Source organism: Gluconacetobacter asukensis (genome assembly GCF_014174375.1).
GTDB classification, from domain to species: Bacteria; Pseudomonadota; Alphaproteobacteria; order Acetobacterales; family Acetobacteraceae; genus Gluconacetobacter; species Gluconacetobacter asukensis.
The window spans coordinates 170,976-196,375 of record NZ_JABEQE010000006.1 but is presented as its reverse complement, the minus strand read 5'-3'; the positions used below and the strand labels follow the sequence as shown (position 1 = coordinate 196,375).

Genomic DNA, 25,400 nt, shown 5'->3' with positions numbered 1-25,400 from the left:
CCACACGCCTCAGATCGGCGGCGCCGGCTCCGCAAACGGGTCCGGCGCCCCGGCGACAACCGGCGCGCTGGCCGATTGCGCGTGCTGGCTCTGCGCGGCCTGAAGCGACAGAGCCGCAGCCCCACCGGAATCGCCTGCCTGCCCCGCCGCGCGGGCGGCCAGGGTCAGCGCCCGCGCCATGCCGCGATAATCCACAAGCTGCCGCCGCAGATCGGCGGCATGAACAGCCAATTCCTGCGCCGCCGCCGGCTCCTGCGCCAGCCTCAGCCGGGCCTGCAATTCATCCTCGTCCGCCTGCCATTTCGCCGCCACGGGGCGCACATGCGCCAGATGCGCCACCGCCTGCGCCAGCGTCGCCCTGTCGCCCCTCGCGTCCGCGATCAACCCGGTCAGCAGGCTGGCCTGCTCGGCAACCGCCGGATCGGGGCTCGCCATCGCACCGGCGGCCAGCGGCGCCGCCTCATCGTCCCGCGACAGGCGATGCAGGGCGGCCGCCTGCGTCAGGTCCAACCCGGCATCGGCCCCCTGACGCCCCCGCACCGCCAATGCGGCCCGCGTGGCCGCAATGGTGGACAGCGCATCAGCCGGGCGACCCTGCGCCAGTTGCACCACCGCCAGATTATACCCCGCATCGCCGATCGCCCCGGCATCGTCCCGCGCCAGCGCGCGCGTGCCTGCCAGCCGGTACTGGGCTTCCGCCACCGTCAGCCGCTCCAGCCCTGCCGACTGATGCCCCGCATCCATCGCCTGATCCAGAACGGTATCGCCAGCCGGCGCCACCTTGCCGCCTCCGCACCCGGCCAGCACCGGCATGGCCAGCACCAACAGTAGGGCGGCCCGCCCGCATCCACCCATCATGGCGCGATCCTCCCGGCCGGCAGGCGGTTCGAGGGCGGCGCTTTCGCCCCGCCGCCGCCCAGCAGCCACAGGCCGCGTAGCTGGTCGGTCAGTTTCTGCAGGCTGGCAGCCGTCGTCTGCGCCTGCGTCAGCAACACCGGCAGTTCGGCCGATGTCTCCTGCAGGTTGCGGGTGATCGCGGGCATGCTCGGGCTGGCCTTGCGCAGATCGGCGGACATGGCGCGGACATTGGCCATGCTGGCATCGGCCTTCGCCATGACCCCCGACAATTGCCGCTCGATCGGCGTCAGCCGCGTAACGGCCTCGTTCAGCGACGCAACCAGCGTCTCGGCCTGCCGAATCAGCTTGTCGTCGGTCATCAACTGTCCGGCGGTGCCCTTCCCGGCATGCAGGTCCGTAACCGTGGCATCCAGCATCGACATCATATGCTGCGAACTGTCCAGCACCGGCAGGACGCGCGCACGGATATCGGCAAAGGTCTGGGTGATCATGTCGGCCGGATTGGGCGCGGGATGCGCGGTCAGCACCGCGTAATGCCAGTCCATCGGCTGGCCCGCGCCGCGTGTGATGTCGATATAGTTCGCCCCAGCCACCACGAACCGCTTGCGGATGGTGGCAGTGCTGTCGCGGCGGATGAAAGGCTCGATATCCGGATCGATATCCGCAATCGCATACATGCCGCCCGTCGGGTTGATGCGGATGCGCCGGATGGTGCCGGCGCGAATGCCCACCACCTCGACATCGTCGCCCGGCGACAGGCCGCTGACGCCGCCATCGGGCAGGACGATCTGCAACCGCCCGGCCGGCGTCAGCCAGTTATGCAGGATGCCCGCCTCGATCACGGCGGCCGAACAGATCACCAGCGCCAGCAGAACCAGCAGACCGACCCATTCGTCGGCATACCGCACGCGCACCAGTTGCCGTGTCAGGCCCTTCACTTGATCCTTGGCCATCAGACCCCCCGCACCGGGAAAAGACCTTCATCGAGAAGGCGCAGATGAACATTCACCGCCGGCCGATAGTCGGCCCAGGTCGCCGCATGGCGCGCGAACCACATCACGGCCGCGCCCCGGTCCCGGGCCGCCGTGATCGCCTCCAGAAATGCCACCGTCGCGTCCGGCGGCAGCATGTCGGAGATGTCTTCCAGCACCAGCAGGTCGGGCCGGCCGAGAAAGGCCCGCACACAGGCCGCCCGGGCCAGATCGGCCGCCGACAGGCGCCCCGGACCGGTCAAGGGCAGGCCGGGAAAACCGAATGCCATGCCCAGCCTCATCGCATCCGCCACCACATCGTCGGTCGGACGGGTGGTATGATGCAATTGCTGGAGAATGATGTTCTGGTGCGTACCGAACAGGTCCAGCCATGACCCGCGCCGGGTGATCCGCCCGATTCGTCCGCGCAGGGCATAAAGCTGCCGATCCCCCAGTTCGGTCCAGTCCAGCCCCATGAACCGCACGCTGCCCGACGCCAGGGCGATCATGCCGCTGCACAGGTCGGCAAACAGCGTAGCCCGCGCGAAATCCCGGCATTCGATGACGGCGCAATCGCCGGGCATCAGCCGCAGATCGACCGGCACCGGAGCCATGCCGCTCTCGTCGAACGAAGGCTGGGCGGCACGAATATCCAGGACGGGTCCATCTTGCGCCATGGCTCAGCCCCCCATGCTGAACAGGATATTGACGACCAGCACCGTCATGATCCCCCGCGCGAAACCACGCGGCATCAGGGTCGCGATCGTATCCTCAGCATCCACCAGCAGCCCGGTCATGCAGGCCCCCAACCCGACGAAGAATCCGACCAGGATGAATTTCAGCGGAATGACCAGGAAATCCCACGACGACATCGCCATCAGCACATTGGCGAAGAACGTCCACACCGAGGTCGTGATCACACCCGCCGAGTGAGTAATGATGAAGCCCATCAGCAGCGATATGGTGGCGAACAGTATACCCAGCGTGAAGCCGCCGACCATGAACGCGCAGGTACGCGGCAGCACCAGCAGCAGGAACGGGTCCATGCCCTGCGCCTGCAACGCGCGGATCTGTCCCCCCAACGTCAGGATGCCGATCTCCGTCAGGACCAGCATGCCGCTGCGCCCCAGCAGGATGATTCCCACCAGCACCGGCGCGATCTCGCGTACCAGCACCGACACCAGAATCGACCCGGTCATCTGCGCCATGCCGGCAAAGCCCAGCCAATAAACCGCCTGCCACACCACCATCAGCCCGGTCAGCGTGGCGGTGATCAGCGTACTGAGTAATCCGCCAGCCACCACTTGGCGCAGACACAGGCGGAATTCCTCACGCACTGTCCGCCGCCAGGAATTGGGGCGCATGCTCTCGCGCACCACCCCCCAGGCCGCGCCCACCAGCGCCAGCACGAACCGCACCTGATGGCGCGTCAGACGGCCAACCCACGCCAGCACAGGACGTACGCGCGCCAGGATCGACATCAGCCGGCCCAGCCGACCGTCCGGCGGGCTGTCCCCCGGCGCGTCGGATGGTACCGGCGCGGCCGTCATCGCCGCCCCGCCAGCACGTACGTGCGCGTCATGCCCGCATGCGGCACGAAGAAACGCCCCCGCTCACGGAACAGGAACCGCCCGCGCAGGACCTGATAGACCTCCTCCGACACCTGGATGGTGCCGACATCAGGCGCGCCCTGGGCCATCATCTCGGCCATGCCGATGGCATCGCCCCACAGGTTGAAAACCTTCGGGTCCTCGCCCAGCAGGCCGCCGAAAACCGGTCCGACATCGATCCCCATGCGAAAGACCGGGTCCAGATCCGCGCGCGACAGGATCGACAGCGACGCCTCGCGCATCACCAGCGCCGCATTCGCCATCCGTTCGGCGGCACCGGGATCGGGCGTGTGCGAACAGCCCGCCACGCAGACCAGCCGGTGACCCAGCATCTTGATCGAATACAGGCCATAATCCCGCGCCACGGTCTGAAGCTGGACCGCCAGCGCCTCGACCAGCGCGATGATCCGCGCCGGATCGGCCCGCGAGGAGGTGATGATGTCGGCAAAGGTAATCACCATCACCGCCACGGCCGGAAACAGCCCTTCCACCACGCCACCCTGCCCATCATGCCGGGTGCTGCCCGGCGGGATCAGGAACCCGTCGCCCAGCGAATGCTCGGCTTCCTCGGCCGGCGGCGCGGCCAGCTCTTCGGCTGCCGCCGCCACGGCGCTGTAATGCTGGGCGGAGAATCGCGCCGCCACGATGCCCGCGATCATGGCCACGAAATGCGACACCAGCCCGGCACGCGGCGCATCCTCCAGCGTGATCATCCCGACCGGCCCCGAGGCCCCCAGGATCGGCACCAGGAACAGGCTGCGACTGCCGAAAGCCCGCATGAACAGCCGATGAAAACTGACCGTCCGCTCATCGGCCCCTGCATCGGGCACCGTGATCGCATCACCATGCGCCACCAGGTCGAAGAAGGCCTGAAGATCGTTGCGCGACAGTTCGAAACCGCCCGAATGGGCGTCATGACGCGAATCGTAGGAATCGACGCACAGCAGCGTGGCCCCGTCATGCATCAGGCGCCACACCGACGCCCGCCGGGCCGACGCCATCTCCGCCAGCCCGCGCGTCAGGATCAGCGCCTCGTCGGTCGGGTCGAACAACGCCGGATAGCTGGCCACCGTGCGGAGCATCTGGCTTTCACGCCCCGAGACCGCGCGCAGTCCCTCCAGCTCCGCCGACACGCGATCGGTCCGCCGCCCCTGGCGGAACAGCAACGCCCCCAGCACGGCCGCAAGGGCGACGATCAACAGCGAGAACATCAAATTCTGCCGGCCGTCCACCATCGCGAAATTCGCAAAATCGCTTTCCGGCGCAACCAGGATCAACACCCATTTCTTCGCCGTCGACGGCAGGGGCGCCGCCATGGTGACGAAATTGCGCTTGCGGTTGCGGATCGAATGCGGACCATAGCCCTGCACACGATAGACATCGAACGCCTGCGCCAGCACCGGATAGGTCGTGGGGTCGAGCACCATCTTCGCCGGGTCCCAGTTCGCCTTCTTCGCCACGTCCAGCATGTGCCGGCCGGCCAGAAGATGCCCGTCCTGGTCGAGGATCAGCGCATGGCCGCTCTTGCCGATCTGCAGGGAATCCAGAAAATTCGTCAGCTCGTTCATCGACAGGTTGACGGCAAAGACGAACCGGCGGCCATCCTGCCCCTGATAGGCGATCGAGGCCGTAATGATCATCTGGCCCGTCTGGGTGATCAGATAGGGCGCCGACCAGTACAGCTTGCCGGATTCGGTCGCGCCCCTGAACCAGTCGCGGGTTCGCGGGTCGTAATCGCCCGTGGGATTGCTCTCATTGCGCAGCACCTCGCCCTTCTCGTCGTGGAACTGATGGACGAACTGCGCCCCCGCTCCCTCGCCGGTCAGTTGCGTCGTCTCCAGCCCCTTGCCCTTGGGGTCGCGCTCGATCAGGTCGAAATGCCCGTCGGAATCGGCCAGATAGAAGGAATGGACCTGCGGCACATGCCGCAGCATGCTGCCGCCATAGGAATTGAAGATCTTGATGATCGCCGTCTGCGACCCATGCTCCAGCATGTCGCGCGCGATCACCGTCCCCGCCGTGGCCGGGCCCAGATAATCGCCCACCTCCTGCGCGATATAATTCTGCTCGCTGACCAGCAGGTCGTGGGTCAGCGCCAGCGCGCCGGATCGGATCGATCGGTACGAATGCAGTCCGATCCCGCCGATGACCGCAACCACCAGCACGACGCCGAAGATGGGAACACCGACATGCAGCAGAAAGCGCCTGACCTGGTCCGAGCGGGCATCGGCAGGGTCCACGATTTCGTCAGCGTTCAACGATCTCTTCCCGGTCTGTTGGCCCAGAGCGCACGACGGTTGCCTCACGAGGATAGGGTACCGTCACCGTAAAAACCAACCCGCCAGATGCGTGCCTGCCATCCACGGTCAAGCGGACCAGATCGGCTCCTTGATCTTTTCCAGAAAACGGCTGTGCGCGGCCAGTTCCTCGGGTGACGGCACGATCGGCCGGGGCGTGCGGCCAGTCACGCGCTCGTAGCTGTGCGCGGCCGGGCCACCTCCCCCATCCTCGACCATCAGGCCCAGCCCGCGCTGCCGGCCGCCCATCAGTTCCAGATAGACCTCGGCCAGCAGGCGGCAATCGAGCAGCGCATTATGCGTGGTGCGCGCCGACAGATCGATCGAGAAACGCCGGCACAGCGCGTCCAGGCTGTTGGGCAGGCCGGGATAGCGCTCGCGCGCGATATCCAGCGTATCGACCATCCGGTCCAGCGACAGCACCGGCCGTCCGGCACGCTCCAGCTCCGCGTTCAGGAAGCCGAAATCGAAACGCGCATTATGCGCGATCATCTCGTCCGGGCCGATAAAAGTCAAGAATTCGTCTGCGATTTCATGAAACCGTGGCTTGCCCTCCAGATCCGCCAGCGTAAAGCCGTGAACCTTCGTCGCCTCCTCCGGAATGTCCCGCTCCGGATGGATCAGCACCCGGAAATGCTCCCCGGTCGGCAGATCGTCGATCAGCTCCAGCGCAGCGATCTCGATCACCCGATCCCCTTTTCTGGGGTCCAGACCTGTGGTTTCGGTATCGAACAGGATCGATCGCTTCATGACGTTTTTCCTTCCGCGCGCAGCCGCATTCCATCTTCCGCGCGCAGCCGCGCGACCAGCCGCCGCACCCGGCGAATCGTATCATTCCGCGACAGGCCGGTGCAGATCACATCGTCCGCCCGGCGCCTCTTCTCCCGGTCGGGCATCTGGCGCGCGATCACCGCCGCCACCTCGGCCGGCCCCATGCCCCGCCGCTTGGCCACCCGATAGGCCTGCACCTCCGGCGGTGCCGAGACCACGGCCACCCGGTCGCACAACCGGTCGCCCCCGGTTTCGAACAGCAACGGCACATCCAGCACCGCCCAGGAATGACCCGCCCGCCGCGCCCGCGCCAGAAAACGGTCGCGCTCCTGGCGCACCATGGGATGAATGATGCGCTCCAGCCCCTTCAGGACCGCCCGATCGGCAACGGCCGCGCGCCGCAGCACCGCGCGATCCAGCACCCCATCCCGCACCGATCCGGGCACCAGGCGCCCGATCGCCGGCAACGCCCTGCCACCGGGCGCCTGCAACGCATGAACCGCCGCATCGGCATCGAACACCGGAAAGCCGGCTCGCCGCAGCATCCGCGCCACCGTCGACTTGCCCATCCCGATCCCGCCCGTCAGGCCGAGGATACGCATCGTCACCGCGCGAGGTCGGCGTCGAACAGCGCCTGGATATCGGCATCGACCTCCGGATCGACACCGAACCAGCATTTGAAGCCCAGCCGCGCCTGATGCAGCAGCATGCCGGTACCGTCCACAATCCGCAGCCCCCGCGCCGCCGCGGCGGTCAGCAGCGGCGTCATGCGCGGCACATAAACAATGTCCGACACCACCATGTCATCCGGCGCACGCGTCAGGTCGGGCGCAAACACATCACCCGGCCCGCCATGCATGCCCAGCGACGTGGTGTTCACCAGCAGCGCATGACCCGGCAGATGATCCGTCCAACCCGCCCAGTCGATGACCGAAATCGGCGCCGGCCCCTCTGCCGACAGCGCCTCGGCCAGCGCCACGGCCCGGGCGGTGGTGCGATTGGCGACCGAGACCGCCACGCCACGATCCAGCAGGCTGGCGGCGACCGCCCGCGCGGCCCCCCCGGCCCCCAGCAGCAGCACCGGCCCGCGCGTCACATCCACGCCCTTCGCCTCCAGGCTGCCAACAAACCCGTCGCCATCGGTCGAATGGGCTTCGATCGTCCCATCCTGCGCAAAGACCAGCGTATTGACCGAACCGGAGCGCACGGCCGAGCGATGCAGCCGGTCGGCAATCGCGAACGCCGCCTCCTTGTGCGGAATGGTCACGTTCGCACCCCGGAACCCGGCGGCACGCAGACCATGCACCGCGACGTCGAACGCCCCCGGCCGCACCGGCAACGGCACATAGGCACCGTCGATGCCATACCGGGCCAGCCAGAAATTATGCAGCAGCGGCGAGCGCGAATGGGCCACTGGCCAGCCGATCACCCCGGCCAGCCCCGTCGTCCCGCGAATCGTCAGCCGGCCGGGCTCAACCCGCGCCGAAGAAGAAGCATCCACCACGTTATTCATGCCGCACTCACGCCGTGTATCGCGCCCAGGCCAGCGGCAGCAGCCGCGCCAGCCGATCCGCCCATTCGCGCTGTCCTGCCGCATCGGCCACCAGATCCTGCCGGATCTCCAGTTCCACATGCGGCAGGCCACGCGCCTCGCCATGGAACGGCACCGTATGGTCGCTGGTATCGGTCAGCGCATAGGGCTCGTTGTCGCCGACCAGCAGACCAGGCTCCCGGTCCAACAGATCCTTCAGGATCAGCCCAAAGCGCGGACCATGATTATGCAGAATGCCCGCATGCCAGCGCCGCGCGATCCCATCCATCTCGGGCGTAAAACTGTGCAGCGACACCAGCACCGTCGGCTGCCCCTCTGCCTGCCGCGCATCCAGTTCCTCGGTGATCCGCGCGTGATAGGGCCGGAAGATCCCCTCAACCCGCTCCGTCACCGCCGCCGCATCCAGCTCCGCATTGCCCGGCACCAGCGTCCCGTCGCTGATCCGCACGATCGAGGTCGGGTGCCCCGGCGCGCGATTGCAGTCGATCACCAGGCGTGAATAGACCTGCTCGACCAGAATCGTCTCCAGCCGCTCAGCCAGCAGACGCCCCATCCCGGCCATGCCGATATCCCAGGCGATATGCCGGTCCCATTCAGCAGCCGGCACGCCCAGATCGCCCAGCCGGGCCGGCACCGCGCGTCCGGCATGGTCGCTGACCAGAACGAAGGGCGACAGGCCCGTCCGGCCATGCACCCACACCGGCCGCGGATCGTCCGCGCCCAGCAGCGGCCCGTCCTGTCGCATCGTCTCGTCCCTCACTTGATCATCCAGCCCCGGCCGGTTCTACCCCGCGTCCCGCCATCACGAAAGGAGTCGTGCCTCACCTACCGGCCGCCAGCCCGCGCACGCGGTCCGGCGTCGATGTCGGGTCCCAGCGCACCGGGCCGACGACCCGCGCAACCTCGCGCCCCGCCTGGTCGATTACCAGCGTCACCGGCACCCCGTCCTCGCGCAGAGCGGTTGGAATCTGCATATGCGGATCACATAGCACCGGCAGGTCGGCGATCGCATGAGTGCGATAGAATCGCCGCACCAGTTCCGTCCCCCCATGGTCGATCGAGACCGGCAGCACCGCGATATCCCCCTCGGGCGCCATCTGTCGCGCCAGCGCGGCCAGCGCCGGCATCTCCGCGACGCAGGGCTGGCACCAGGTGGCCCACAGATTCAGGACCACGATCCGGCCATGCCAATCGGCCAGATGCCGCGTGGCTCCGGCTTCATCCAGAAAGGTCAGGTCCGGCAGCGCGCGCGGCGCGGTCGCGCGATGCTGCGGCAGGTCCACCGGCTCCGGCCCTTCCGCCCGCGCCGGCGGCGCAAGGATGGAATTGCACCCGAGCCATGCGGCCAGTAGGGTGCCGCCATCCGCGAGCAACGCTCGCCGACCGACGGTTTTCGACAGGATCTGGGGCATGGCATGTCTGTGAACGAAGAACATGCGACCGACAATGACTCCGCACGGGCGAATGTCCAGTGGGGTGGTCGGTTCGCGGGTGGCCCCTCGGCCATCATGCAGGACATCAACGCCTCGATCGGCTTCGACAAGGCCCTGTGGCGGCAGGATATCGCAGGCTCGCTGGCCCACGCCGCAATGCTGGCCAAAACCGGTATCATCAGCACCGAAGACGAGGCCGAAATCCGTCACGGCCTGACCGGAATCGGCGAGGAGATCGCAGCCGGCCAGTTCGATTTCAGCCCCCGGCTGGAAGACATCCACATGAATATCGAGGCCCGCCTGTCCGACCGGATCGGCGAGGCCGGCAAGCGCCTGCACACCGCGCGCTCGCGCAACGACCAGGTGGCCACCGATTTCCGCCTCTGGGTCCGCGACGCCATCGACGGGCTGGACGGGCAGATCGCCTCCCTCATGCGCGCCCTGTCCCGCCGCGCCCGCGAACACGCCGCCGACCCCATGCCCGGCTTCACCCATCTGCAGACCGCCCAACCCGTCACCTTCGGCCATCATCTGATGGCCTATGTAGAAATGCTGGCCCGCGATCGCGGCCGCCTGGCCGACACCCGCCGCCGCCTGAACGAATGCCCGCTCGGCTCCGCGGCCCTGGCCGGCACCTCCTTCCCGATCGACCGGCGGATGACGGCGCAGGCGCTGGGCTTCGACCGCCCGACCGCCAATTCACTCGACGCCGTGTCCGACCGCGATTTCGCGCTGGAATATCTCTCGGCCCTGTCGATCATGGCCATGCACCTGTCACGCCTGTCCGAGGAAATCGTGATCTGGTGCTCGGCGCCGTTCGCCTTCATCCGCCTGTCCGACGCCTTCACCACCGGCTCGTCGATCATGCCGCAGAAGCGCAACCCGGACGCGGCGGAACTGGTGCGCGCCAAGATCGGCCGCGTCACGGGCGCGCTGGTCGGGCTACTGACGGTCATGAAGGGCCTGCCGCTGGCCTATGCCAAGGACATGCAGGAAGACAAGGAACCCGTCTTCGCCGCCACCGACGCCGCCGCCCTGTCGCTGGCCGCCTGCGACGGCATGATCCGCGACCTCAAGCCCAATACCGAGCGCATGCGCGCCTATGCCGGCTCCGGCTTCTCCACCGCCACCGACCTCGCGGACTGGCTGGTGCGGGTGCTCAAACTGCCCTTCCGCACCGCCCACCACGTCACCGGCCGCCTGGTGGCACTGGCCGAAAGCCGCGGCGTGGACCTCTCGGACCTCTCCCTAGCCGACATGCAGGCCGAAGAGCCCGGCATCACGCAGGACATTTTCTCGGTCCTCACCGTCGAGGCCTCGCTCGCCTCGCGCACCAGCGAGGGCGGCACCGCACCCGACAATGTCCGCGCCCAGGCCGAACGCTGGCGGGCCGCCTTAGGCGATACGCCATGATCCGGCGCATGGTACGTCCCGTCGGCACCATGCTGGGCCTCGCCCTGCTGCTGACGGGCCTCGCGGCCTGCGGCAAGAAGGGCTCGCCCTCCGCCCCCGGCCCGGCCTCGCATATGACGTATCCCCGCACCTACCCCATGCCCGACTGAATTTGTGTGTGGAAACGCGCGCTGGTGGCGATCCGGCGCGTGTTTCCTGTGCTTCGGTGCTCACGGCCATCAAGGCCACTCCGCTCCGATGCTCGGAAACGCACGCCGGCCGCGGCCCTTCGGGCCGCTCTCGCTCACCAGCCCACGTTTCCCCACACAAATTTGCGAGCCTCACGCCAACCGATGACGATCTGGCGTTCGCGGCCTGTTGGCCGCTCCGCTTCGATGCGTTTCAGAACGGTTTCAGCAGGCGGTCCAGATATTCCAGTTCCTCGCGCGGGCGGGTGCGGTCGGAATCGCGGCGGCGTAGTTCCTGCTCGATCTCGCGGGCCCGCTCGCGCGATACGGCGTCGGGCACATGGGTGTCGGCATCCATGCCTTCCTTGCCCTCACCCGTCCGCCGGCCCAGCGGGTCGCGATCACCCTTCTGGTCTTCCTGCGCACTCTCCCCGGATTCGTCGCCCTCGCCCGGCTTGCCGCCACCCGAACCGTTCGAGAAGCCCGGCAGGAAGCTGGCCATCCCACCGCCGCCCGATCCCTTCATGGCCTGACGCATCTGCTGGTCGCCCTTCTGCAGATCGGCCAGAGCCTTGCGCTGTGCCGCTGCGGCCGCCGCATCGTCGCCACCAGCCAGGGCCGTGCGCGCGTTCTTGATCGACTGCCCCGCATCGGCAAAGCCCGACGGCGCATCCTTCCCCGTCAGCCCCTTGAATTCACGCCCCAGTTCGTCCAGCGCCCGCCCCAGCGCGCGCTGCACGGTCCGGTCGTCCCGTCGCGCCGTCTCGTCACCCGGTGCGTCGCCGCCATGCCGATCCGGGCCGGCCGATGGCGGGCCACCAGCCCCCTCCGCCGAAGCGCTTCCCTGCGGCGGGGGCGGACCACCCGGCTGACCGTCATGCCCGGACTGCTCGTCCTGCATGCCCGGCAATGGCCGCAGGCCAAGACGCCGCATCAATTCGGCCGCCGGCATCGTCGCCAGATCACCATCCGAATCCGGCGCCTCTTCCTCCTGCCGCGCGCGCCGCTCGGCTTCGGCCTTCTCGCGGGCGCGCTGCTCGCGGTCCAGGCGTGCCTGGCTGTGATCCAGCAACCCGGACTGGCGGCCAATCAGGTCCCGCAGCGCCTCCTGCTGTTCGGCGGCCTGCTGGCGCGCCATCATCTGGGCGGCCAGATTCGCCAGATCCTGTGGCGAGGCCGTGCGCATATGTTCCAGCATGTCTTCCATACGCTGCATCATCTGCATCGCATCGGCAGACCGGCCGTTCTTCGCCGCATCCTGCATCTGCTGCATCATCTTCGACAGCGCCCGGTCCCCATCCTGGGTCATCCCCGGCAGATCCGGGATGGCGGTATGCGATTGCAGCGCCTGCTGGGCCAGCGCCTGCATCCGGCGGGAAATCGCCTGACGCAACGCCTCCATCCGCCGCTGCAATTCACTCTGCTCGGCGGGCGACTGGCCCTGCGCGCCCAGTGCCCGCATGCGGTTCAACTGCGCGGTCACGGCATCCTGCGCCGCGCGCACATCCAGCGCCGCCTGCGCACCGGCCCGCCCGCCATGCCGGATATCCTCGATCTCCAGCGCCAGATACCACAGCCGCGACACCACCTGATCAAGCGCCGCGTGGGGCTCCACATCGGTGCTTTCCAGCATGTCGGCGGCCGATGCCAGGTTCAGCAACATACCCTCATCGGCCTGGAACGGATCAGGCATCTCGCCCAGCGCCGCCAGATCGGCGGCACCATCGGCCGGTTCCTCGCGCCCCAGCGCCAGCCGGCGCCTGATATCCAGCACCGCCTTCGCCACCGGGCTCGTGAACTTGCGCGCGCCGAGACGGAACCGCGCCACCGGGCTCGTACCCGGCTGCCCGCTGGTGCTGGTCGCCACCAGCCGGCCCACAACCTCCTCGCCGGCCCACGGATCAGCCGACAGATCGGGCGTGGCAACGCCGGTCGCATCACGCGGCTGGCCATCAAGCGGAATCGGCACGCTCAATACCCGCGTGGCCGCCGCTCCCTTGCCCTGTTGCGCCAACCGCAGCTCGGCGTGCAACGACGCGATGCCATAGGCCTGCTTCGCGGCATAAGGCAGCCGCGTGCGCCATTCGCCCGGCGGGGCTCCGGGCCGCGCACCCCACGCAATCGTCGGCGCCGCATCGGGCAGAACCGTGACAGTCCAGTCGCTGAAGGTCCGCCCCCGCCCGCGCAGGGCCAGCGTCGCGCTGCCCAGCAGCCTGACCTCCGCCGACCAGCTTCCCGGCCCCAGCGCACGGAACCGGTCATCTGCTACCGCAGGCCCCGACGCCATCGCGGCCACACGCAAGCTCGGCCGCCCCCGCAGATCCGTCACGCTGACGCTCAGCACCGATCCCTGCGGCACCGTCGCCCGACCGGTGCCCTCATCCAGAAATACCGGCGCGCCGGGCGCATAGGCCGGCGGCGTGATCCAGGCCTGAATATGCGGCCGCGCCGCACCCGGATCGTCCAGCCCCGGCCAGAAGGCAGCCGCCAGCCGTCCCGGCGCCTCCGGTCCGGCCCAGCCCAGCGCCGCCAGCAGCGCGACCGGAAGAACGATGCCCAGACGCCACGGATCATGCGCCCCCGCCCACAAGCGCGGCCACCCGGCGCGCAACCGCCCTATGGTCAGCCCCGTGCGCCACAGATGCGCAGCCCACAATCCCGCCTGTTCCGCCCCGCCAACTGCCGGATGGTCGGCCAGCGTCTGCAGCGGACGATGGGCAAGGCCGGACGCACGCTCGATCCGCCGGTCGATGTCATCCGGCGTCGGGCCCGTCACCCGCCGCCCCCGCCAGACGATCCACCCCACACAGGCACCGGCCAGCAGGACCAGAATCGTCCCGCGCGACAGGTCGGACAGAGTCTGCGGCACCCCCAGCAGACCCGCGATCACATAGGCAACCAACATCCCCAGCACCGGCAGCAGGACAGGCCGGATCGCCTCGATCCACAGGACGAGCCGCGCCCGATGCCGCGCCGCCGCCAGACGGACCGCAAACGGCACGATGGAAGCCGCCGGCGCCCCGTCGTCCCGCAGGGATGTGGACCCGCCTGCCATACCGGGCTCAGCCGCCCGCCGGAACGGGCGTCACCCAGTCGGGAATCCGGTCCGCCGCCCACAGGCTCTCGACCGGCTGGCGTTCGCGGATCACCGACCACCGCCCGCCATCGACCAGCACCTGCGCCGCCAGCGGCCGGCCGTTATAGGTGGAGCTCATGACCGCGCCATACGCCCCGGTATCCAGCAGCGCGACCCGCGCCCCCTCGTCCAGACGCGGCAGAACCCGCCCATCCGCAAAGGAATCCGCACTCTCGCAAACCGGCCCGACCACATTCACCGCCTCCACGGGCCGCGTCGCATCGCGGGCCGAAACCGGCAGAATGCCATGCCAGGCCTCATAGAGGCTGGGGCGCATCAGATCGTTCATCGCCGCGTCCAGAATCAGGAAGGATGGCAACCCATCCTCACCCGCCTTGCGCAAGATCACCCGCGACAGCAGCAGCCCGGCCGGCCCCGCCAGCCAGCGCCCCGGCTCGATGGCCAGCCGCACGTCCAGATCGCCCAGTTCGGCGCGGATCGCGCCGGCCAATGCCTCCGGCGCCCCTTCGGCCTCATCGCGATAGCAGATGCCCAGGCCCCCGCCGCAATCCACCAGACTGACCGGCAGACCACGCGCCCGCACCGTGCGCACCAGCTCCGCCACCCGGGCAAACGCGGCCCGATAGGGCGCCATCGCGACGATCTGGCTGCCGATATGCACCGAGAACCCCAGCGGCTTCAGCCCCGGCAGCCCCGCCGCACGTTCATACAGCGCGGCAGCGCGGGCGTAAGCGATGCCGAACTTGTTGGTCGACAGCCCGGTGGTGATCTTTTCATGCGTGCCGGCATCCACGTCCGGATTCACCCGCAGCGTGATCGGCGCCACCCGGCCCGACGACGCGGCGACGTCGGAGAGAATGTCCAGCTCCTCGGCACTCTCAACCGCGATATGGCCAATCCCCTCGGCCAGGGCCAGCGCCATTTCCTCGCGCGTCTTGCCGACACCCGAAAAGACGATCCGCGCCGCCGGCACCCCGGCCGCGCGGGCCCGGCGCAACTCGCCGCCACTGACCACGTCGGCGCCGGCCCCTTCCGCCGCCAGAATGCGCAGCACGGCCAGATGATCGTTCGCCTTCACCGCGAAATGGATCGACGGCGCCAGCCCCGCACCGCGCATCGCATTCTCCAGCAGGCGATAGCGCGCCCGCAGGGTCCCCGCCCCCATCACCCAGGTCGGGGTGCCGACCGCGTCGGCGATCGCGTTCAACGGCACGTCCTCCAGCACCAGGCCGTCAAGGGCGTGCATCGACAGATGCGGTCGCGCGGCCAGCAGGTCGGCGACGGTCGGGTCCTGCTCGGCAGGCGAAGAAGGGCAATCCAGCATGCACCGAGAATACCGGGACGGCGCCCCGGTTCCAAGCGCCACAGGCCCCCGATGCTGTTCTTTCGCCATACGATCCGATAGAGCATTCATCAGGCTGGACAAACCCAGGGAGGCCGCCATGTCCGACGACAAGCTGATCGACGCCGCGATCGCCGTTCGCAACAACGCCTACGCCCCCTATTCGCGCTTTCTGGTCGGCGCCGCGCTGCACGACGCCGACGGGCGCCTCTTCGTCGGCTGCAATACCGAGAACGCCGCCTACCCCCAAGGCATCTGCGCCGAAGGCGGAGCCATCTCGGCCATGGTGGCGGCCGGCGGCCGGCGCATCGCCGACCTCGTCATCTGCGGCGGGGGCGACCGCGCCTGCGCGCCCTGCGGCGGCTGCCGCCAGAAAATCCGCGAATTCGGCACCCCGGACCTGAGAATCCGCATGGTCGGGCCGGAAGGCGATGTCCTGCTGGTCCGCACGCTGGCCGACCTGCTCCCCGACGCCTTCGGCCCCGAGGATCTCGACGCGGCCTGAACCGGCCAAAGCCTGCCAGATCGGCACCAGCCCGATCAGAGCCGACGCTCGGCCCTTCTCTCCCCCGCGATATCGGCCGAGGCCGCCAGCCCCCAGCCGACCATCAGGAAGATCCAGCCCGCCGTCCGTACGGTGAACAGCGCGCTGCTCGAGGCCAGCGGCCACAGCATCACGCAGCATGCCACGCACAGCATCGCCTGCTGCGGCGCCTGTGCCGGCGACAGGGCACGGATCATCCGCCACAGCCAGCATGCCACCATCGCCAGGAAACAGGCCAGCCCGGCCAACCCCGCCGTAGTGGCAACCTCCAGATAGATATTGTGCGGATGGATGTTGCACCCCAGCGCAACATCGCGGGTCGGGAACGTATGGCCGAACAGCACAAGGTCACGGACATAGGCCGGGTCGGCACATGCCCCCCTGAACCCATCCACCCCCACGCCCAGCCAGGGATGCCGGTCCAGCATGACCCCGGCGCGGATATAGATCTGCCCATACGGGCTGTCGGAAAAATGCCGCATCTGGTCCATGAAATGCACCACGAGCTTGGCATAGGCAGGCGGCGACAGCACAGGCAGCAATGCCAGCCCCACGGCCCCGACCAGCCCGGCAGCCAGGACCGGCCAGCGCAGCCGACGGATCAGCACGGCCATGACGGCCAGCCCCAGGCCGAATAGCAGCGCGGGCATGCGCTGGCCGATCAGGATCATCGTCAGCGTCAGGAACATGATCAGGCCGATCCCCGCCAGCCGCGCGCGCCACGATGACGCTTCCAGCCAGCGCGTGGCGAACACCATCAGCCCCGGAAAGACGACCATCAGCAGGGCCGCCCCCGCGCGGGGCTTGTAGAACGGCCCGGTCAGCGCGCCATCCACCCAGCGCGGATAGCCCCACAGATTGGTCCCCAGCAGATATTGCTGCCAGCATTCCACGACCAGCCACAGGGCCGCCAGCGTCACCGACACGCCCAGCCAGCGTCGCGCGTCACCATCGCGCAGCACCCAGCGTTCCAGCGCCACGCAGAACAGGAAGAACCGCCCCAGCACGACGGCCTCGGCAACCGCATGGCCGGTGCCATGCATCACCGACGACAGGATGGCCAGCGCCCAGAATGCCAGGGCAAACACCGGCCATCCACGCCACCAGCCACGATCCCGGGCGCGCAGGCAGTGCAGAAGAAACAACACCGCGATACAGGACATGAATCCGTCGCTGATCGCCCGTCCCCGCAACTGAAAGAACGGCAGCGTCAGGGTCATCGCCAGAGCGATCCCCCGCATCACACCATCGGGCACGCCCCAGCGCCCGCTTACCTTTTCAACCATCATCCACACATAACGCCGCTTGCCAGTCCAGGCTTCCCCATACAGGCGCGGGCGCATTCCTGGCGATCAGACTCTCCGGCACGAATTGTTTCAGAGCCTGACCGAAAATGCACCCTGGCGGCGATCCGACGTGCGTTCCTGCGCTTCGGGGCTCATGGCCGGCAGGGCCGCTCCGATGCTCAAAAACACACGCCGGGCGCGGCCCTGCCGGCCGTTCTCAATCGACCGGCGCCTCGCGGCTGGTCAGGCGGCGTACCCAACTATCGGCATGGGGATTGCCATAATGGAACAAGGCGGTGGCCCGGATCTGGTCGCGATCGCAGGGTTCGTTCGCATGCACCGACCGGTATCCCCAGAAGAAATAGACATTCCCCGGCTTCATGCGAAGCCGAGTGAACCGCAGACGGCCGGATGTGGCACCCCATCTCAGGACGATCTGCGTCAGGCGGTTATCCAGCAGGACCTTGTCGAGCAGATTGGCCAGATAGGTCTTTCTGATGCCGCGCAGGTTGGGAAACATGATCAGGTCGCCCGCCTTGCCCACCGACGGCATCAGGATCGGCACCAATGCGGTAATGACGTACGAATCGTAATGGAAGAAATAGGCATGCTTCTCACCGGTTTTGCCCGAGAGACCGCGCAGAACCTGGTAGAACGGCACATCCGGACCCACTCGGCCCGTTCCCATCCGGTAGATCGTCCGGCAGGCACGGTTGAATTCCGGCGACAGGGACAACGCCTCCAGCATGGTGCCGCTGACGGCTCCCCGGCCCGTGAGCGCCACATATTCGCCGCCCACACCGGCAATCTTCCCGGCAACAAAATCCTGCAGGGCCGCCAGACGCGCAGGGTCGATGCAATCGTAAGCCACACCAAAGCCGTTCCGGTGCATGTCCTCGACAATGCGTGCCAGCACACTGTCCGGCAAATAGGGAAAGACCGGCTCGGCCAGCGTCTCCCCGACCCCGGCTGGTGCCGTTTCGGGAAGCGTTAGTCCGATATCCTCCATTTCGAAAGCAACAGTCGCAGTCTCATCCCGGCTGATAGCCGCTGCCTCATCGCTGTTCATTGTTTCTTCTCCGGAACGCGGAGATGATGAACGATATGAAATAATCCCGGTTTCAGGGAAACGATCCGCATCCGCACGACGCCAGCCGGATTCGGAGGGCGGACACGACGGACCACCATCGCAGGAAAATCGTCCAGACCATTCCAGATAAAGAATACAGCCTCTCGCAACCTGTCCCGCAGCCCAGGCCGCGCGTTCACATTCCGCCGCAAATCTCACAAGATTGTGATCACCAACGACCGAGCCTACCGGACACCTGGCCAGTCGCAGCAAGCAGAAAGGCAATGCTTCTCCCGCTTGAGACGATGAACCCGTCGAAACGTTAGTGCCCGGGAGGCAAGAGTGGCCGAACCGGAATGTTAAGTATTGTAACACTGTATCAAGTCGTTACTTGAACAGACACAACTCTCCCTTATTGAATCACTACAAATATTTGATGGAGGCGTCGCCTCACAGCACGAACAGGTTGGGACCTTGTTCATGTAGCCGCCCGAGCAAAGCCCTCTTTTACTGCTTCCGGCGCATGCTCCCTGTCCAGCTTCCCGACCATGTTCCGACATATGGAGACATTTTCATGCTCTTTTCTCTTTCCTGTCGCTCCTGACAGTAATGCCGCAATGGAACGATCCGGCGTGGCAGAACGCATGGCAGGCAGTCTTGCCGCATCTGTCGAAAGACGATCGCGTTCTGGTACCCGACGGCCATTGGCCCTCAACCGAAGTCGCCGACATGCGAACCTATCGGTATGTCATAGACATCGGCGATGCCACGGTCCTCTTTCTTTACAAAGGGCGGATGTCGGGCATTTCTCCCACTGTTCTGAAGAAAATCTACAATACGTGGCCACCGATTTACGCCAATGATGTTTTTACCTGCTTCAAGCGACGCAGATCACCGGCCCTGCTGCCCCATTTCCTGAGTCGGGAACGCCGGCAGGATCGGGAACGCCGACGTGCGGCGCATTATCGGCCCGTCAGCGAGTTCCTGAATGCGCGAAAACTCAAGCGATGCCGGAACACCACTTTCTTCGTGCATATTCCCAAAACGGCAGGCACGACCATCTGGGAGGGCAATCGGCAACCAGGTGCCTGCCAAGCTCTATTGCGAAAATTATGAGGCGTTTAACCGCCATCCACCACAGGCACGCAATTTCGACCTGATCGGCGGCCACATCTCCCTGCCGATCCTCGCACGCGCGGCGGCGCCTGAAGATCGTTTCGCCGCCCTGCTCCGCGATCCCATTACCCGCTTCCGCTCGGCATTCCTGCATTGCAGGCGTTCAGACGAGGACCCGGAGACGTTCACCAGCGCGATGCGCCTGATGCGGGAGCGGCCTCTGGCGGAATTCCTCTCGGACCCCGGTGCGCCGATGGAAATCTGCCAGCAGACAATCGTGCTGGGTTTCGCGTTCGACAGGATCTACGGCCCAGAAGTGGAGCAGGATATCTTCGATCGCGCCCGACTCGCTCTCGAACAGGAGGGGAATGTCTTCGGGACAACACGCCGGCTGCCCCATTTCATCGACACGATGTGGGCACGGCTGCGACTGCCGCCTCTCGGCGCCGCCCCCGGGTCCCGCAACGCCTGCGACATCACGGCCCAGGCCCGCGATATCGAAGAATTCGAGGCGTCGCTGCCTCAAATCCGCACAATGATCACGATGGAACAGGCCCTGTATGACATCGTCGCCGGGCAGGAAATCCCGTAACGCGTCTCGACGCAGAGGCGCACGGCGTCTCTCGCCCACGAGCCTGATAAATCATATGTTTTTGGAAGTGTTGGCGGAGGGGATGGGATTCGAACCCACGGTACGGCTTGACACCGTACAACGGTTTAGCAAACCGCCGCCTTCAGCCACTCGGCCACCCCTCCGCCGAGGAGCGTGTTTGTTAACACGGCGTTTGCAGCGCTGCTTGTAGACCGTCACCGCAGCGCCGTCAAACCCCAAACTGCTACCTCTCCAGCGATTACAGCACTTTCTTCAGGGCTTCGTTCACCAGCGCCGGATTGCCCTTGCCAGCCATCGCCTTCATGACCTGACCGACGAAGAAGCCGAACAGCTTGTCCTTGCCGCTGCGATATTCCGCAAGCTTGTCAGGGTTCTTGTCCAGCACCGCCTGCACGGCGGCGTCGATCGCGCCGGTATCGGTGACCTGCCGCAGCCCCTTGCGCTCGACGATCTCCGCCGCCGATTCGCCGCTCTCCAGCATTTCCTCGAACACGTCCTTGGCGATCTTGCCGTTGATCGTGCCGTCGGTGATCAGGTCCAGCATGCCGCCCAACGCGTCGGCGCTGATCGGGCTGTCCTGGATCGTGCGGCCGGTACGGTTGAGCGCCGCGAAGAAATCGCCGATCACCCAGTTCGCCGCCAGGCGCGGATCGCGGCCGCGCGCCACCGTCTCATAGAAATCGGCGGTCGCCTGTTCGGCCACCAGCACCCCGGCATCATAGCGCGGGATACCATACTCGTCCTGGAAACGCTGGCGCTTCGCATCCGGCAGTTCCGGCAGATGCGCGGCCAGATCCTGCACCCACGCCTCCTCGATCACCAACGGCAGCAGGTCCGGATCGGGGAAATAGCGGTAATCGTGCGCATCTTCCTTGCTGCGCAGCGACCGGGTCTCGGAACGCGCCGGGTCGAACAGGCGCGTCTCCTGATCGACCGAGCCACCGCTTTCCCAGATCTCCACCTGCCGCACGGCCTCGACCTCGATCGCCTGCATGACATAGCGGATCGAGTTGACGTTCTTGATCTCGCAACGCGTGCGGAACGGCTCGCCGGCCTTGCGGACCGACACGTTCACGTCGGCACGCATCGAGCCTTCTTCCATGTTGCCGTCGCAGGTGCCCAGATAGCGCAGGATCATGCGCAGCTTGCGCAGATAGGCCCCGGCTTCCTCCGGCGAGCGGATATCCGGCTCACTGACGATTTCCATCAGCGCCACACCCGCCCGGTTCAGGTCGATGAACGAGCGCGCCGGGTCCTGATCATGCATCGACTTGCCGGCATCCTGTTCCAGATGCAGGCGGGTGATGCCGATCATGCGGGTCGAACCATCGGCCAGTTCGATCTCAATCGCGCCCTCGCCGATGATCGGATGCGTGAACTGGCTGATCTGGTAGCCCGTCGGCAGGTCCGCGTAGAAATAATTCTTGCGGTCGAACCGGCTTTCCAGATTCACCCGCGCCTTCAGCCCCAGACCGGTACGCACGGCCTGCGCCACGCATTCACGGTTGATGACCGGCAGCATGCCCGGAAACCCGGCATCGACCAGGCTGACATGCGTGTTCGGCTCACCACCATAGGAAGCCGAGGCGCCGGAGAACAGCTTGGACTGGCTGATGACCTGGGCATGGACTTCCAGCCCCACCACCAGTTCCCACGGGCCGTCGCGCCCTTCGATCAGATAGGTCATCACACCACCTCCGCGCGCACGGCCGGACGATGCGTGAAGCCCGCCGCCCGCTCCAGGGCGCTGGCCGCCGCGAAAACCGATTCCTCGTCGAACGAACGGCCGATCACCTGCAGGCCCAACGGCAGGCCGGACGCGCTCAACCCGGCGGGCACCGACATCGCCGGCACACCGGCCATGCTGGCCGGCACGGTAAACACGTCGTTCAGATACATCTGCACCGGATCATCCATCTTCTCGCCCTGCGCGAAGGCGGGCGACGGCGCGGTCGGCGTCAGCAGCACGTCTACCGTCTGGAACGCGTTCTCGAAATCCTTGCGGATCAGGTTCCGCACCTTCTGCGCCCGCAGATAATAAGCGTCGTAATAGCCGGCCGACAGCACATAGGTCCCCATCAGGATACGGCGCCGGACCTCGGCCCCGAACCCTTCCCGCCGGGTCGCTTCATACAGCTCGTCCAGCGACGCACCGGGAACGCGGCGGCCGAAGCGCACACCGTCATAGCGCGCGAGGTTCGACGAACATTCCGCCGGCGCGACGATATAATAGGTTGCCAGACCATATTTCGTGTAGGGCAGCGAGACCTCGACAATCTCGCATCCCGCGTCGCGCAGCCAGGCAATACCCTGCTCCCACGCCACCTCGATTTCGGCGGGCATGCCGGCCACTCGGTATTCGGCGGGAATACCCACCTTCATACCCTTCAGCGACCGGCCGCAGGCGGCGCGATAATCCGGCACCGCGATATCCACGCTGGTGCTGTCGCGCGTGTCGAAGCCCGCCATCGATTGCAGCAGGATGGCACAATCCTCGACCGTGCGCGCCATCGGCCCGGCCTGATCCAGCGAACTGGCGAAGGCAATCGTCCCCCAGCGACTGCACCGCCCATAGGTCGGCTTGATCCCCGCGATACCGCAATAGGACGCAGGCTGGCGGATCGACCCGCCCGTGTCGGTACCGGTCGCGCCCATGGCCAGCCGCGCGGCCACCGCCGCCGCCGATCCGCCGGACGACCCGCCGGGAACCAGCACGGTCTCCGCATCCCCAGCCCGCTTCCACGGATTTTCCACGGAACCGAAGGCCGAGGTGATGTTGGCCGAGCCCATGGCGAACTCGTCCAGGTTGGTCTTGCCGACAAAAACCGCGCCATCGGCCAGCAGGTTCGCCGTCACCGTGCTTTCATAGGGCGGGACGAATTCTTCCAGCATCCGGCTGGCCGCCGTGGTCCGCACGCCGTCGGTGCAGAACAGATCCTTGATCCCCAGCGGAATCCCGGTCAGCGCCGGCGCATCCCCGCCGCCGGCCAGAATCGCATCGGCGCGCCGTGCGGCGTCCAGCGCCTGCTCCGACGTCACGGTGATAAAGGCATTCAGCCGGCCATTCAGCCGGTCGATGGCGGCGACATGGGCACCCACCAGTTCCTCGGCGGAGAATTCGCGGCGACGCAGCCCCCCCTGGGCCGCGGCGATCGTGAGTTCGGTCAGCATCATTCCACCACCTTCGGCACGGTATAGTACGGCCCCGCCGCATCGGGGGCATTCGACAGCACGGCCTCGCGCGCGTCGCCATCGGTCACCACATCCTCGCGCATGCGCAGGGCGGCATGCCCGGTGCCGACCATCGGTTCGACATTGTCGATATCGACTTCGTTCAATTGCTCGATCCAGCCGAGAATGCCGTTCAGTTCCCGCTGAAGGGCGGGCAGGTCGGACTCATCGATACCGATCCGTGCCAATCTGGCGATACGTCGGACCGTCGCGGGGTCAAGCGACATGAAGCACAACTTTCCATTATCATCTGGGGGGAATATCCTGCCGGTCAGGACACCGCGCGGACCATAGACCCAGACCATGCCCCTGTTCAACATGCACCAGATCCGCACCCATCTGGGTCGCGGCCAACGCCTGCTGGGCATCGATCCCGGCCAGAAGACGATCGGCCTGGCCCTGTCGGACCCGCTGCTGATGCTGGCCTCGTCCTACGGCACGCTGAAACGCGGCAAACTGTCCGTCATCGCCGCCGAAATCGGCCGGATCGCAGCGCGCGAAGAGGTCGGGGGCCTGGTCTGCGGCCTGCCGCTGTCGATGGATGGCAGCTTCGGCCCGGCCGCACAGGCGGCCCATGACTGGATGCTGAACCTGTCAGACCTGGTCGGCCTGCCCGCCGCGATGTGGGACGAGCGCCTGTCCTCCAGCGCCGTCAACCGCATGCTGATCCAGGACGCCGACCTCACCCGCCAGCGTCGTGCCGAACTGGTGGACAAGCTGGCCGCCGCCTACATGCTCCAGGCAGCGCTGGACGCCTCGGCCACACGGCCGGAAACCGTCTGAACAATCGGCCTGCCGGGCGGGCCGCTACGCGGCACGCTCACCCGGCGGACCATCTGTTCAAATGGTCTTCAGCAATTTCAAGAAAGGGAGCCCGAAGGATGGTGGGCGCAACAGGGATTGAACCTGTGACCCCTACCATGTCAAGGTAGTGCTCTACCGCTGAGCTATGCGCCCATCCGTTCGGTGAACAGGCTTCTAGCCGGGCAACCGGCGTTGCGCAACCCATCCGTACGGAAAAAATGACGAGCCGGTGACCGTTTCCAGCAACACATTAAAAAACAAGGATAATATCCTTCCCTTCGCGCCGGATAACCCTACGTGATGCAAATGGAATCGCGGGTGGCCCCCGGGTCAAATCCTGGATCAGACCCACCCCCGGCCACGCCTCTCCCTTTCATGGTGGTACCGCCCACGGTTGCCGACGTGCCGCTGGTCGTCGCCTCGCCCCATTCGGGACATGAATACCCGCAGGAATTCCTCGCGCTGTCGCGGCTGGACCGCCCGGCCCTGCGCCGCAGCGAGGATTTTTGTGTCGATGCCCTGCTGACCGGCGCACCCGGCGTGGGCGCGCATATGCTCCACGCCACCTTTCCGCGCATCTATTGCGACGTGAATCGCGATTCGGACGAACTCGACCCCACGATGTTCACCGAGTCCCTGCCCCCCAACCATACGAGCATCACCCCAAGAGTGCGTGCCGGCCTGGGCGTCATTCCCCGCATTTCGGCATCAGGCACCCCGATCTATCGCACCCGCCTGCCGCTCCGCGAGGCCACGGACCGAATCGCCCGCTTCTGGCGCCCCTATCACAACGCTCTGTCGGCACTGATCGAAGCCCAGATCGCAGCACACGGGGTCTGCGTGCTGGTCGATTGCCATTCAATGCCCGGCGCCGGATTGCGGGCCTACGACATGCCCGATTTCGTGCTGGGAGATGCGTGGGGATCGTCCTGCGCGCCTGGCATCACCGAGGCGACCGAGGCCTGTCTGCGATCCTATGGGTTCAGGACCAACCGCAACGCCCCCTATGCCGGGGGATATGTCACCCGGCATTATGGCAGGCCGGCCACGGGACGACACGCCTTGCAGATCGAAATCAGCCGCGCACTCTATATGGATGAGAACAAGCTGACGCCGAACGCCGGATTCAGCGATATCCGCACCGTCATGACCGCCCTGCTGCGCGCGCTGGCCGACATTGCCACCAACCTGGCTCGCACGTCCGCAGTCCGGGCCACCTGACGCGA

The 25,400-nt window shown here is 66.7% G+C and carries 24 protein-coding genes and 2 tRNA genes; 7 read left to right on the top strand and 19 right to left on the bottom strand.

Going from position 1 to position 25,400, the window contains the following annotated elements; translation table 11 throughout:
- Positions 1-9: 9 nt before the first annotated feature.
- The 10 genes from HLH35_RS09175 to HLH35_RS09130 all read right to left on the bottom strand — a co-directional run bounded on the left by HLH35_RS09175 (position 10) and on the right by HLH35_RS09130 (position 9,471).
- A complete protein-coding gene (locus tag HLH35_RS09175; protein ID WP_246384969.1) occupies positions 10-858 on the bottom strand; it encodes a hypothetical protein in 849 nt (282 codons plus the stop codon).
- Positions 855-1,811 (bottom strand): MlaD family protein, encoded by a 957-nt coding sequence (locus HLH35_RS09170; RefSeq protein WP_182978848.1) that lies wholly within the window; start codon positions 1,809-1,811, stop codon positions 855-857. The genes HLH35_RS09175 and HLH35_RS09170 overlap by 4 nt, the downstream gene beginning before the upstream one ends.
- Positions 1,811-2,506: an ABC transporter ATP-binding protein gene (locus HLH35_RS09165; RefSeq protein ID WP_182978847.1), complete on the bottom strand. Its 696-nt coding sequence runs from the start codon at positions 2,504-2,506 to the stop codon at positions 1,811-1,813. Before HLH35_RS09165 ends, HLH35_RS09170 begins: the two co-directional genes overlap by 1 nt.
- A gap of 3 nt (positions 2,507-2,509) precedes the next feature.
- Positions 2,510-3,379 carry an MlaE family ABC transporter permease gene (locus HLH35_RS09160; protein ID WP_182978846.1) on the bottom strand — a complete coding sequence of 290 codons (870 nt, stop codon included), beginning with the start codon at positions 3,377-3,379 and terminating at the stop codon, positions 2,510-2,512.
- Positions 3,376-5,697, bottom strand: a complete 2,322-nt coding sequence (locus HLH35_RS09155; protein WP_182978845.1) for an adenylate/guanylate cyclase domain-containing protein — start codon at positions 5,695-5,697, stop codon at positions 3,376-3,378. Before HLH35_RS09155 ends, HLH35_RS09160 begins: the two co-directional genes overlap by 4 nt.
- Before the next feature lie 108 nt (positions 5,698-5,805).
- Positions 5,806-6,486, bottom strand: a complete 681-nt coding sequence (dnaQ, locus tag HLH35_RS09150; RefSeq protein WP_182978844.1) for a DNA polymerase III subunit epsilon — start codon at positions 6,484-6,486, stop codon at positions 5,806-5,808.
- Complete coding sequence (gene coaE / locus HLH35_RS09145) at positions 6,483-7,109, bottom strand: dephospho-CoA kinase (RefSeq protein WP_182978899.1); 627 nt, start codon at positions 7,107-7,109, stop codon at positions 6,483-6,485. The genes dnaQ and coaE overlap by 4 nt, the downstream gene beginning before the upstream one ends.
- 2 nt (positions 7,110-7,111) lie before the next feature.
- Positions 7,112-8,020, bottom strand: coding sequence for a shikimate dehydrogenase (locus HLH35_RS09140; protein ID WP_182978843.1), 909 nt, complete (start codon positions 8,018-8,020; stop codon positions 7,112-7,114).
- A gap of 7 nt (positions 8,021-8,027) precedes the next feature.
- Entirely contained in the window at positions 8,028-8,804 is a 777-nt protein-coding gene (locus tag HLH35_RS09135) for an N-formylglutamate amidohydrolase (RefSeq protein WP_182978898.1), read from the bottom strand.
- 76 nt (positions 8,805-8,880) lie between these two features.
- On the bottom strand, positions 8,881-9,471 hold the full coding sequence (locus tag HLH35_RS09130; RefSeq protein ID WP_182978842.1) for a TlpA family protein disulfide reductase: 591 nt from the start codon (positions 9,469-9,471) through the stop codon (positions 8,881-8,883).
- Positions 9,472-9,474: 3 nt separating this feature from the next.
- Between HLH35_RS09130 and argH the strand changes: the two genes are divergently transcribed.
- Positions 9,475-10,905, top strand: coding sequence for an argininosuccinate lyase (gene argH / locus HLH35_RS09125; RefSeq protein ID WP_182978841.1), 1,431 nt, complete (start codon positions 9,475-9,477; stop codon positions 10,903-10,905).
- An 8-nt stretch (positions 10,906-10,913) separates the two neighbouring features.
- A complete protein-coding gene (locus tag HLH35_RS09120) occupies positions 10,914-11,054 on the top strand; it encodes a hypothetical protein (RefSeq protein WP_182978840.1) in 141 nt (46 codons plus the stop codon).
- A gap of 232 nt (positions 11,055-11,286) precedes the next feature.
- Here HLH35_RS09120 and HLH35_RS09115 read toward each other — a convergent pair whose 3' ends face one another.
- A complete protein-coding gene (locus tag HLH35_RS09115) occupies positions 11,287-14,127 on the bottom strand; it encodes a DUF4175 domain-containing protein (RefSeq protein ID WP_182978839.1) in 2,841 nt (946 codons plus the stop codon).
- Positions 14,128-14,134: 7 nt separating this feature from the next.
- Positions 14,135-15,493: a diaminopimelate decarboxylase gene (lysA, locus tag HLH35_RS09110; RefSeq protein WP_182978838.1), complete on the bottom strand. Its 1,359-nt coding sequence runs from the start codon at positions 15,491-15,493 to the stop codon at positions 14,135-14,137.
- 118 nt (positions 15,494-15,611) lie between these two features.
- Between lysA and HLH35_RS09105 the strand changes: the two genes are divergently transcribed.
- Positions 15,612-16,016, top strand: coding sequence for a cytidine deaminase (locus HLH35_RS09105; RefSeq protein WP_220790605.1), 405 nt, complete (start codon positions 15,612-15,614; stop codon positions 16,014-16,016).
- Between the two features lie 35 nt (positions 16,017-16,051).
- Here the strand turns inward: HLH35_RS09105 and HLH35_RS09100 are convergent, their stop codons facing one another.
- Positions 16,052-17,344, bottom strand: coding sequence for an O-antigen ligase family protein (locus tag HLH35_RS09100; RefSeq protein ID WP_182978836.1), 1,293 nt, complete (start codon positions 17,342-17,344; stop codon positions 16,052-16,054).
- Positions 17,345-17,558: 214 nt separating this feature from the next.
- Positions 17,559-18,410, bottom strand: coding sequence for a hypothetical protein (locus HLH35_RS09095; protein WP_246384968.1), 852 nt, complete (start codon positions 18,408-18,410; stop codon positions 17,559-17,561).
- 609 nt (positions 18,411-19,019) lie between these two features.
- Between HLH35_RS09095 and HLH35_RS09090 the strand changes: the two genes are divergently transcribed.
- Positions 19,020-19,526, top strand: coding sequence for a hypothetical protein (locus HLH35_RS09090; protein WP_182978835.1), 507 nt, complete (start codon positions 19,020-19,022; stop codon positions 19,524-19,526).
- Positions 19,495-20,118, top strand: coding sequence for a hypothetical protein (locus tag HLH35_RS09085; RefSeq protein WP_182978834.1), 624 nt, complete (start codon positions 19,495-19,497; stop codon positions 20,116-20,118). Before HLH35_RS09090 ends, HLH35_RS09085 begins: the two co-directional genes overlap by 32 nt.
- Positions 20,119-20,189: 71 nt before the next feature.
- On the opposite strand, the gene HLH35_RS09080 is transcribed toward HLH35_RS09085, so the two are convergent.
- The 4 genes from HLH35_RS09080 to gatC form a co-directional block, all read right to left on the bottom strand.
- Positions 20,190-20,282: transfer RNA gene (locus HLH35_RS09080), tRNA-Ser, on the bottom strand.
- Positions 20,283-20,377: 95 nt separating this feature from the next.
- Complete coding sequence (gene gatB, locus HLH35_RS09075) at positions 20,378-21,826, bottom strand: Asp-tRNA(Asn)/Glu-tRNA(Gln) amidotransferase subunit GatB (protein ID WP_182978833.1); 1,449 nt, start codon at positions 21,824-21,826, stop codon at positions 20,378-20,380.
- Positions 21,826-23,313: an Asp-tRNA(Asn)/Glu-tRNA(Gln) amidotransferase subunit GatA gene (gene gatA, locus HLH35_RS09070; RefSeq protein ID WP_182978832.1), complete on the bottom strand. Its 1,488-nt coding sequence runs from the start codon at positions 23,311-23,313 to the stop codon at positions 21,826-21,828. The genes gatB and gatA overlap by 1 nt, the downstream gene beginning before the upstream one ends.
- Positions 23,310-23,597: an Asp-tRNA(Asn)/Glu-tRNA(Gln) amidotransferase subunit GatC gene (gatC, locus tag HLH35_RS09065; protein WP_182978831.1), complete on the bottom strand. Its 288-nt coding sequence runs from the start codon at positions 23,595-23,597 to the stop codon at positions 23,310-23,312. The genes gatA and gatC overlap by 4 nt, the downstream gene beginning before the upstream one ends.
- Before the next feature lie 76 nt (positions 23,598-23,673).
- Between gatC and ruvX the strand changes: the two genes are divergently transcribed.
- Positions 23,674-24,153: a Holliday junction resolvase RuvX gene (gene ruvX / locus HLH35_RS09060; protein WP_182978830.1), complete on the top strand. Its 480-nt coding sequence runs from the start codon at positions 23,674-23,676 to the stop codon at positions 24,151-24,153.
- A gap of 99 nt (positions 24,154-24,252) precedes the next feature.
- Here the strand turns inward: ruvX and HLH35_RS09055 are convergent.
- A tRNA-Val gene (locus HLH35_RS09055) sits at positions 24,253-24,327 on the bottom strand.
- Between the two features lie 222 nt (positions 24,328-24,549).
- Between HLH35_RS09055 and HLH35_RS09050 the strand changes: the two genes are divergently transcribed.
- Entirely contained in the window at positions 24,550-25,395 is an 846-nt protein-coding gene (locus HLH35_RS09050; RefSeq protein ID WP_246384967.1) for an N-formylglutamate amidohydrolase, read from the top strand.
- Positions 25,396-25,400 lie beyond the last annotated feature (5 nt).

Excerpts from the sequence above, each read along its gene's own strand:
- HLH35_RS09175 (WP_246384969.1), bottom strand. The coding sequence starts at position 858 with ATGATGGGTGGATGCGGGCGGGCCGCCCTACTGTTGGTGCTGGCCATG.
- HLH35_RS09170 (WP_182978848.1), bottom strand. The coding sequence starts at position 1,811 with ATGGCCAAGGATCAAGTGAAGGGCCTGACACGGCAACTGGTGCGCGTG.
- HLH35_RS09165 (WP_182978847.1), bottom strand. The coding sequence starts at position 2,506 with ATGGCGCAAGATGGACCCGTCCTGGATATTCGTGCCGCCCAGCCTTCG.
- HLH35_RS09160 (WP_182978846.1), bottom strand. The coding sequence starts at position 3,379 with ATGACGGCCGCGCCGGTACCATCCGACGCGCCGGGGGACAGCCCGCCG.
- dnaQ (WP_182978844.1), bottom strand. The coding sequence starts at position 6,486 with ATGAAGCGATCGATCCTGTTCGATACCGAAACCACAGGTCTGGACCCC.
- coaE (WP_182978899.1), bottom strand. The coding sequence starts at position 7,109 with ATGCGTATCCTCGGCCTGACGGGCGGGATCGGGATGGGCAAGTCGACG.
- HLH35_RS09140 (WP_182978843.1), bottom strand. The coding sequence starts at position 8,020 with ATGAATAACGTGGTGGATGCTTCTTCTTCGGCGCGGGTTGAGCCCGGC.
- HLH35_RS09135 (WP_182978898.1), bottom strand. The coding sequence starts at position 8,804 with ATGCGACAGGACGGGCCGCTGCTGGGCGCGGACGATCCGCGGCCGGTG.
- HLH35_RS09130 (WP_182978842.1), bottom strand. The coding sequence starts at position 9,471 with ATGCCCCAGATCCTGTCGAAAACCGTCGGTCGGCGAGCGTTGCTCGCG.
- argH (WP_182978841.1), top strand. The coding sequence starts at position 9,475 with ATGTCTGTGAACGAAGAACATGCGACCGACAATGACTCCGCACGGGCG.
- HLH35_RS09120 (WP_182978840.1), top strand. The coding sequence starts at position 10,914 with ATGGTACGTCCCGTCGGCACCATGCTGGGCCTCGCCCTGCTGCTGACG.
- HLH35_RS09115 (WP_182978839.1), bottom strand. The coding sequence starts at position 14,127 with ATGGCAGGCGGGTCCACATCCCTGCGGGACGACGGGGCGCCGGCGGCT.
- lysA (WP_182978838.1), bottom strand. The coding sequence starts at position 15,493 with ATGCTGGATTGCCCTTCTTCGCCTGCCGAGCAGGACCCGACCGTCGCC.
- HLH35_RS09105 (WP_220790605.1), top strand. The coding sequence starts at position 15,612 with ATGTCCGACGACAAGCTGATCGACGCCGCGATCGCCGTTCGCAACAAC.
- HLH35_RS09100 (WP_182978836.1), bottom strand. The coding sequence starts at position 17,344 with ATGATGGTTGAAAAGGTAAGCGGGCGCTGGGGCGTGCCCGATGGTGTG.
- HLH35_RS09095 (WP_246384968.1), bottom strand. The coding sequence starts at position 18,410 with ATGAACAGCGATGAGGCAGCGGCTATCAGCCGGGATGAGACTGCGACT.
- HLH35_RS09090 (WP_182978835.1), top strand. The coding sequence starts at position 19,020 with ATGCCGCAATGGAACGATCCGGCGTGGCAGAACGCATGGCAGGCAGTC.
- gatB (WP_182978833.1), bottom strand. The coding sequence starts at position 21,826 with ATGACCTATCTGATCGAAGGGCGCGACGGCCCGTGGGAACTGGTGGTG.
- gatA (WP_182978832.1), bottom strand. The coding sequence starts at position 23,313 with ATGATGCTGACCGAACTCACGATCGCCGCGGCCCAGGGGGGGCTGCGT.
- gatC (WP_182978831.1), bottom strand. The coding sequence starts at position 23,597 with ATGTCGCTTGACCCCGCGACGGTCCGACGTATCGCCAGATTGGCACGG.
- ruvX (WP_182978830.1), top strand. The coding sequence starts at position 23,674 with ATGCCCCTGTTCAACATGCACCAGATCCGCACCCATCTGGGTCGCGGC.
- HLH35_RS09050 (WP_246384967.1), top strand. The coding sequence starts at position 24,550 with ATGGTGGTACCGCCCACGGTTGCCGACGTGCCGCTGGTCGTCGCCTCG.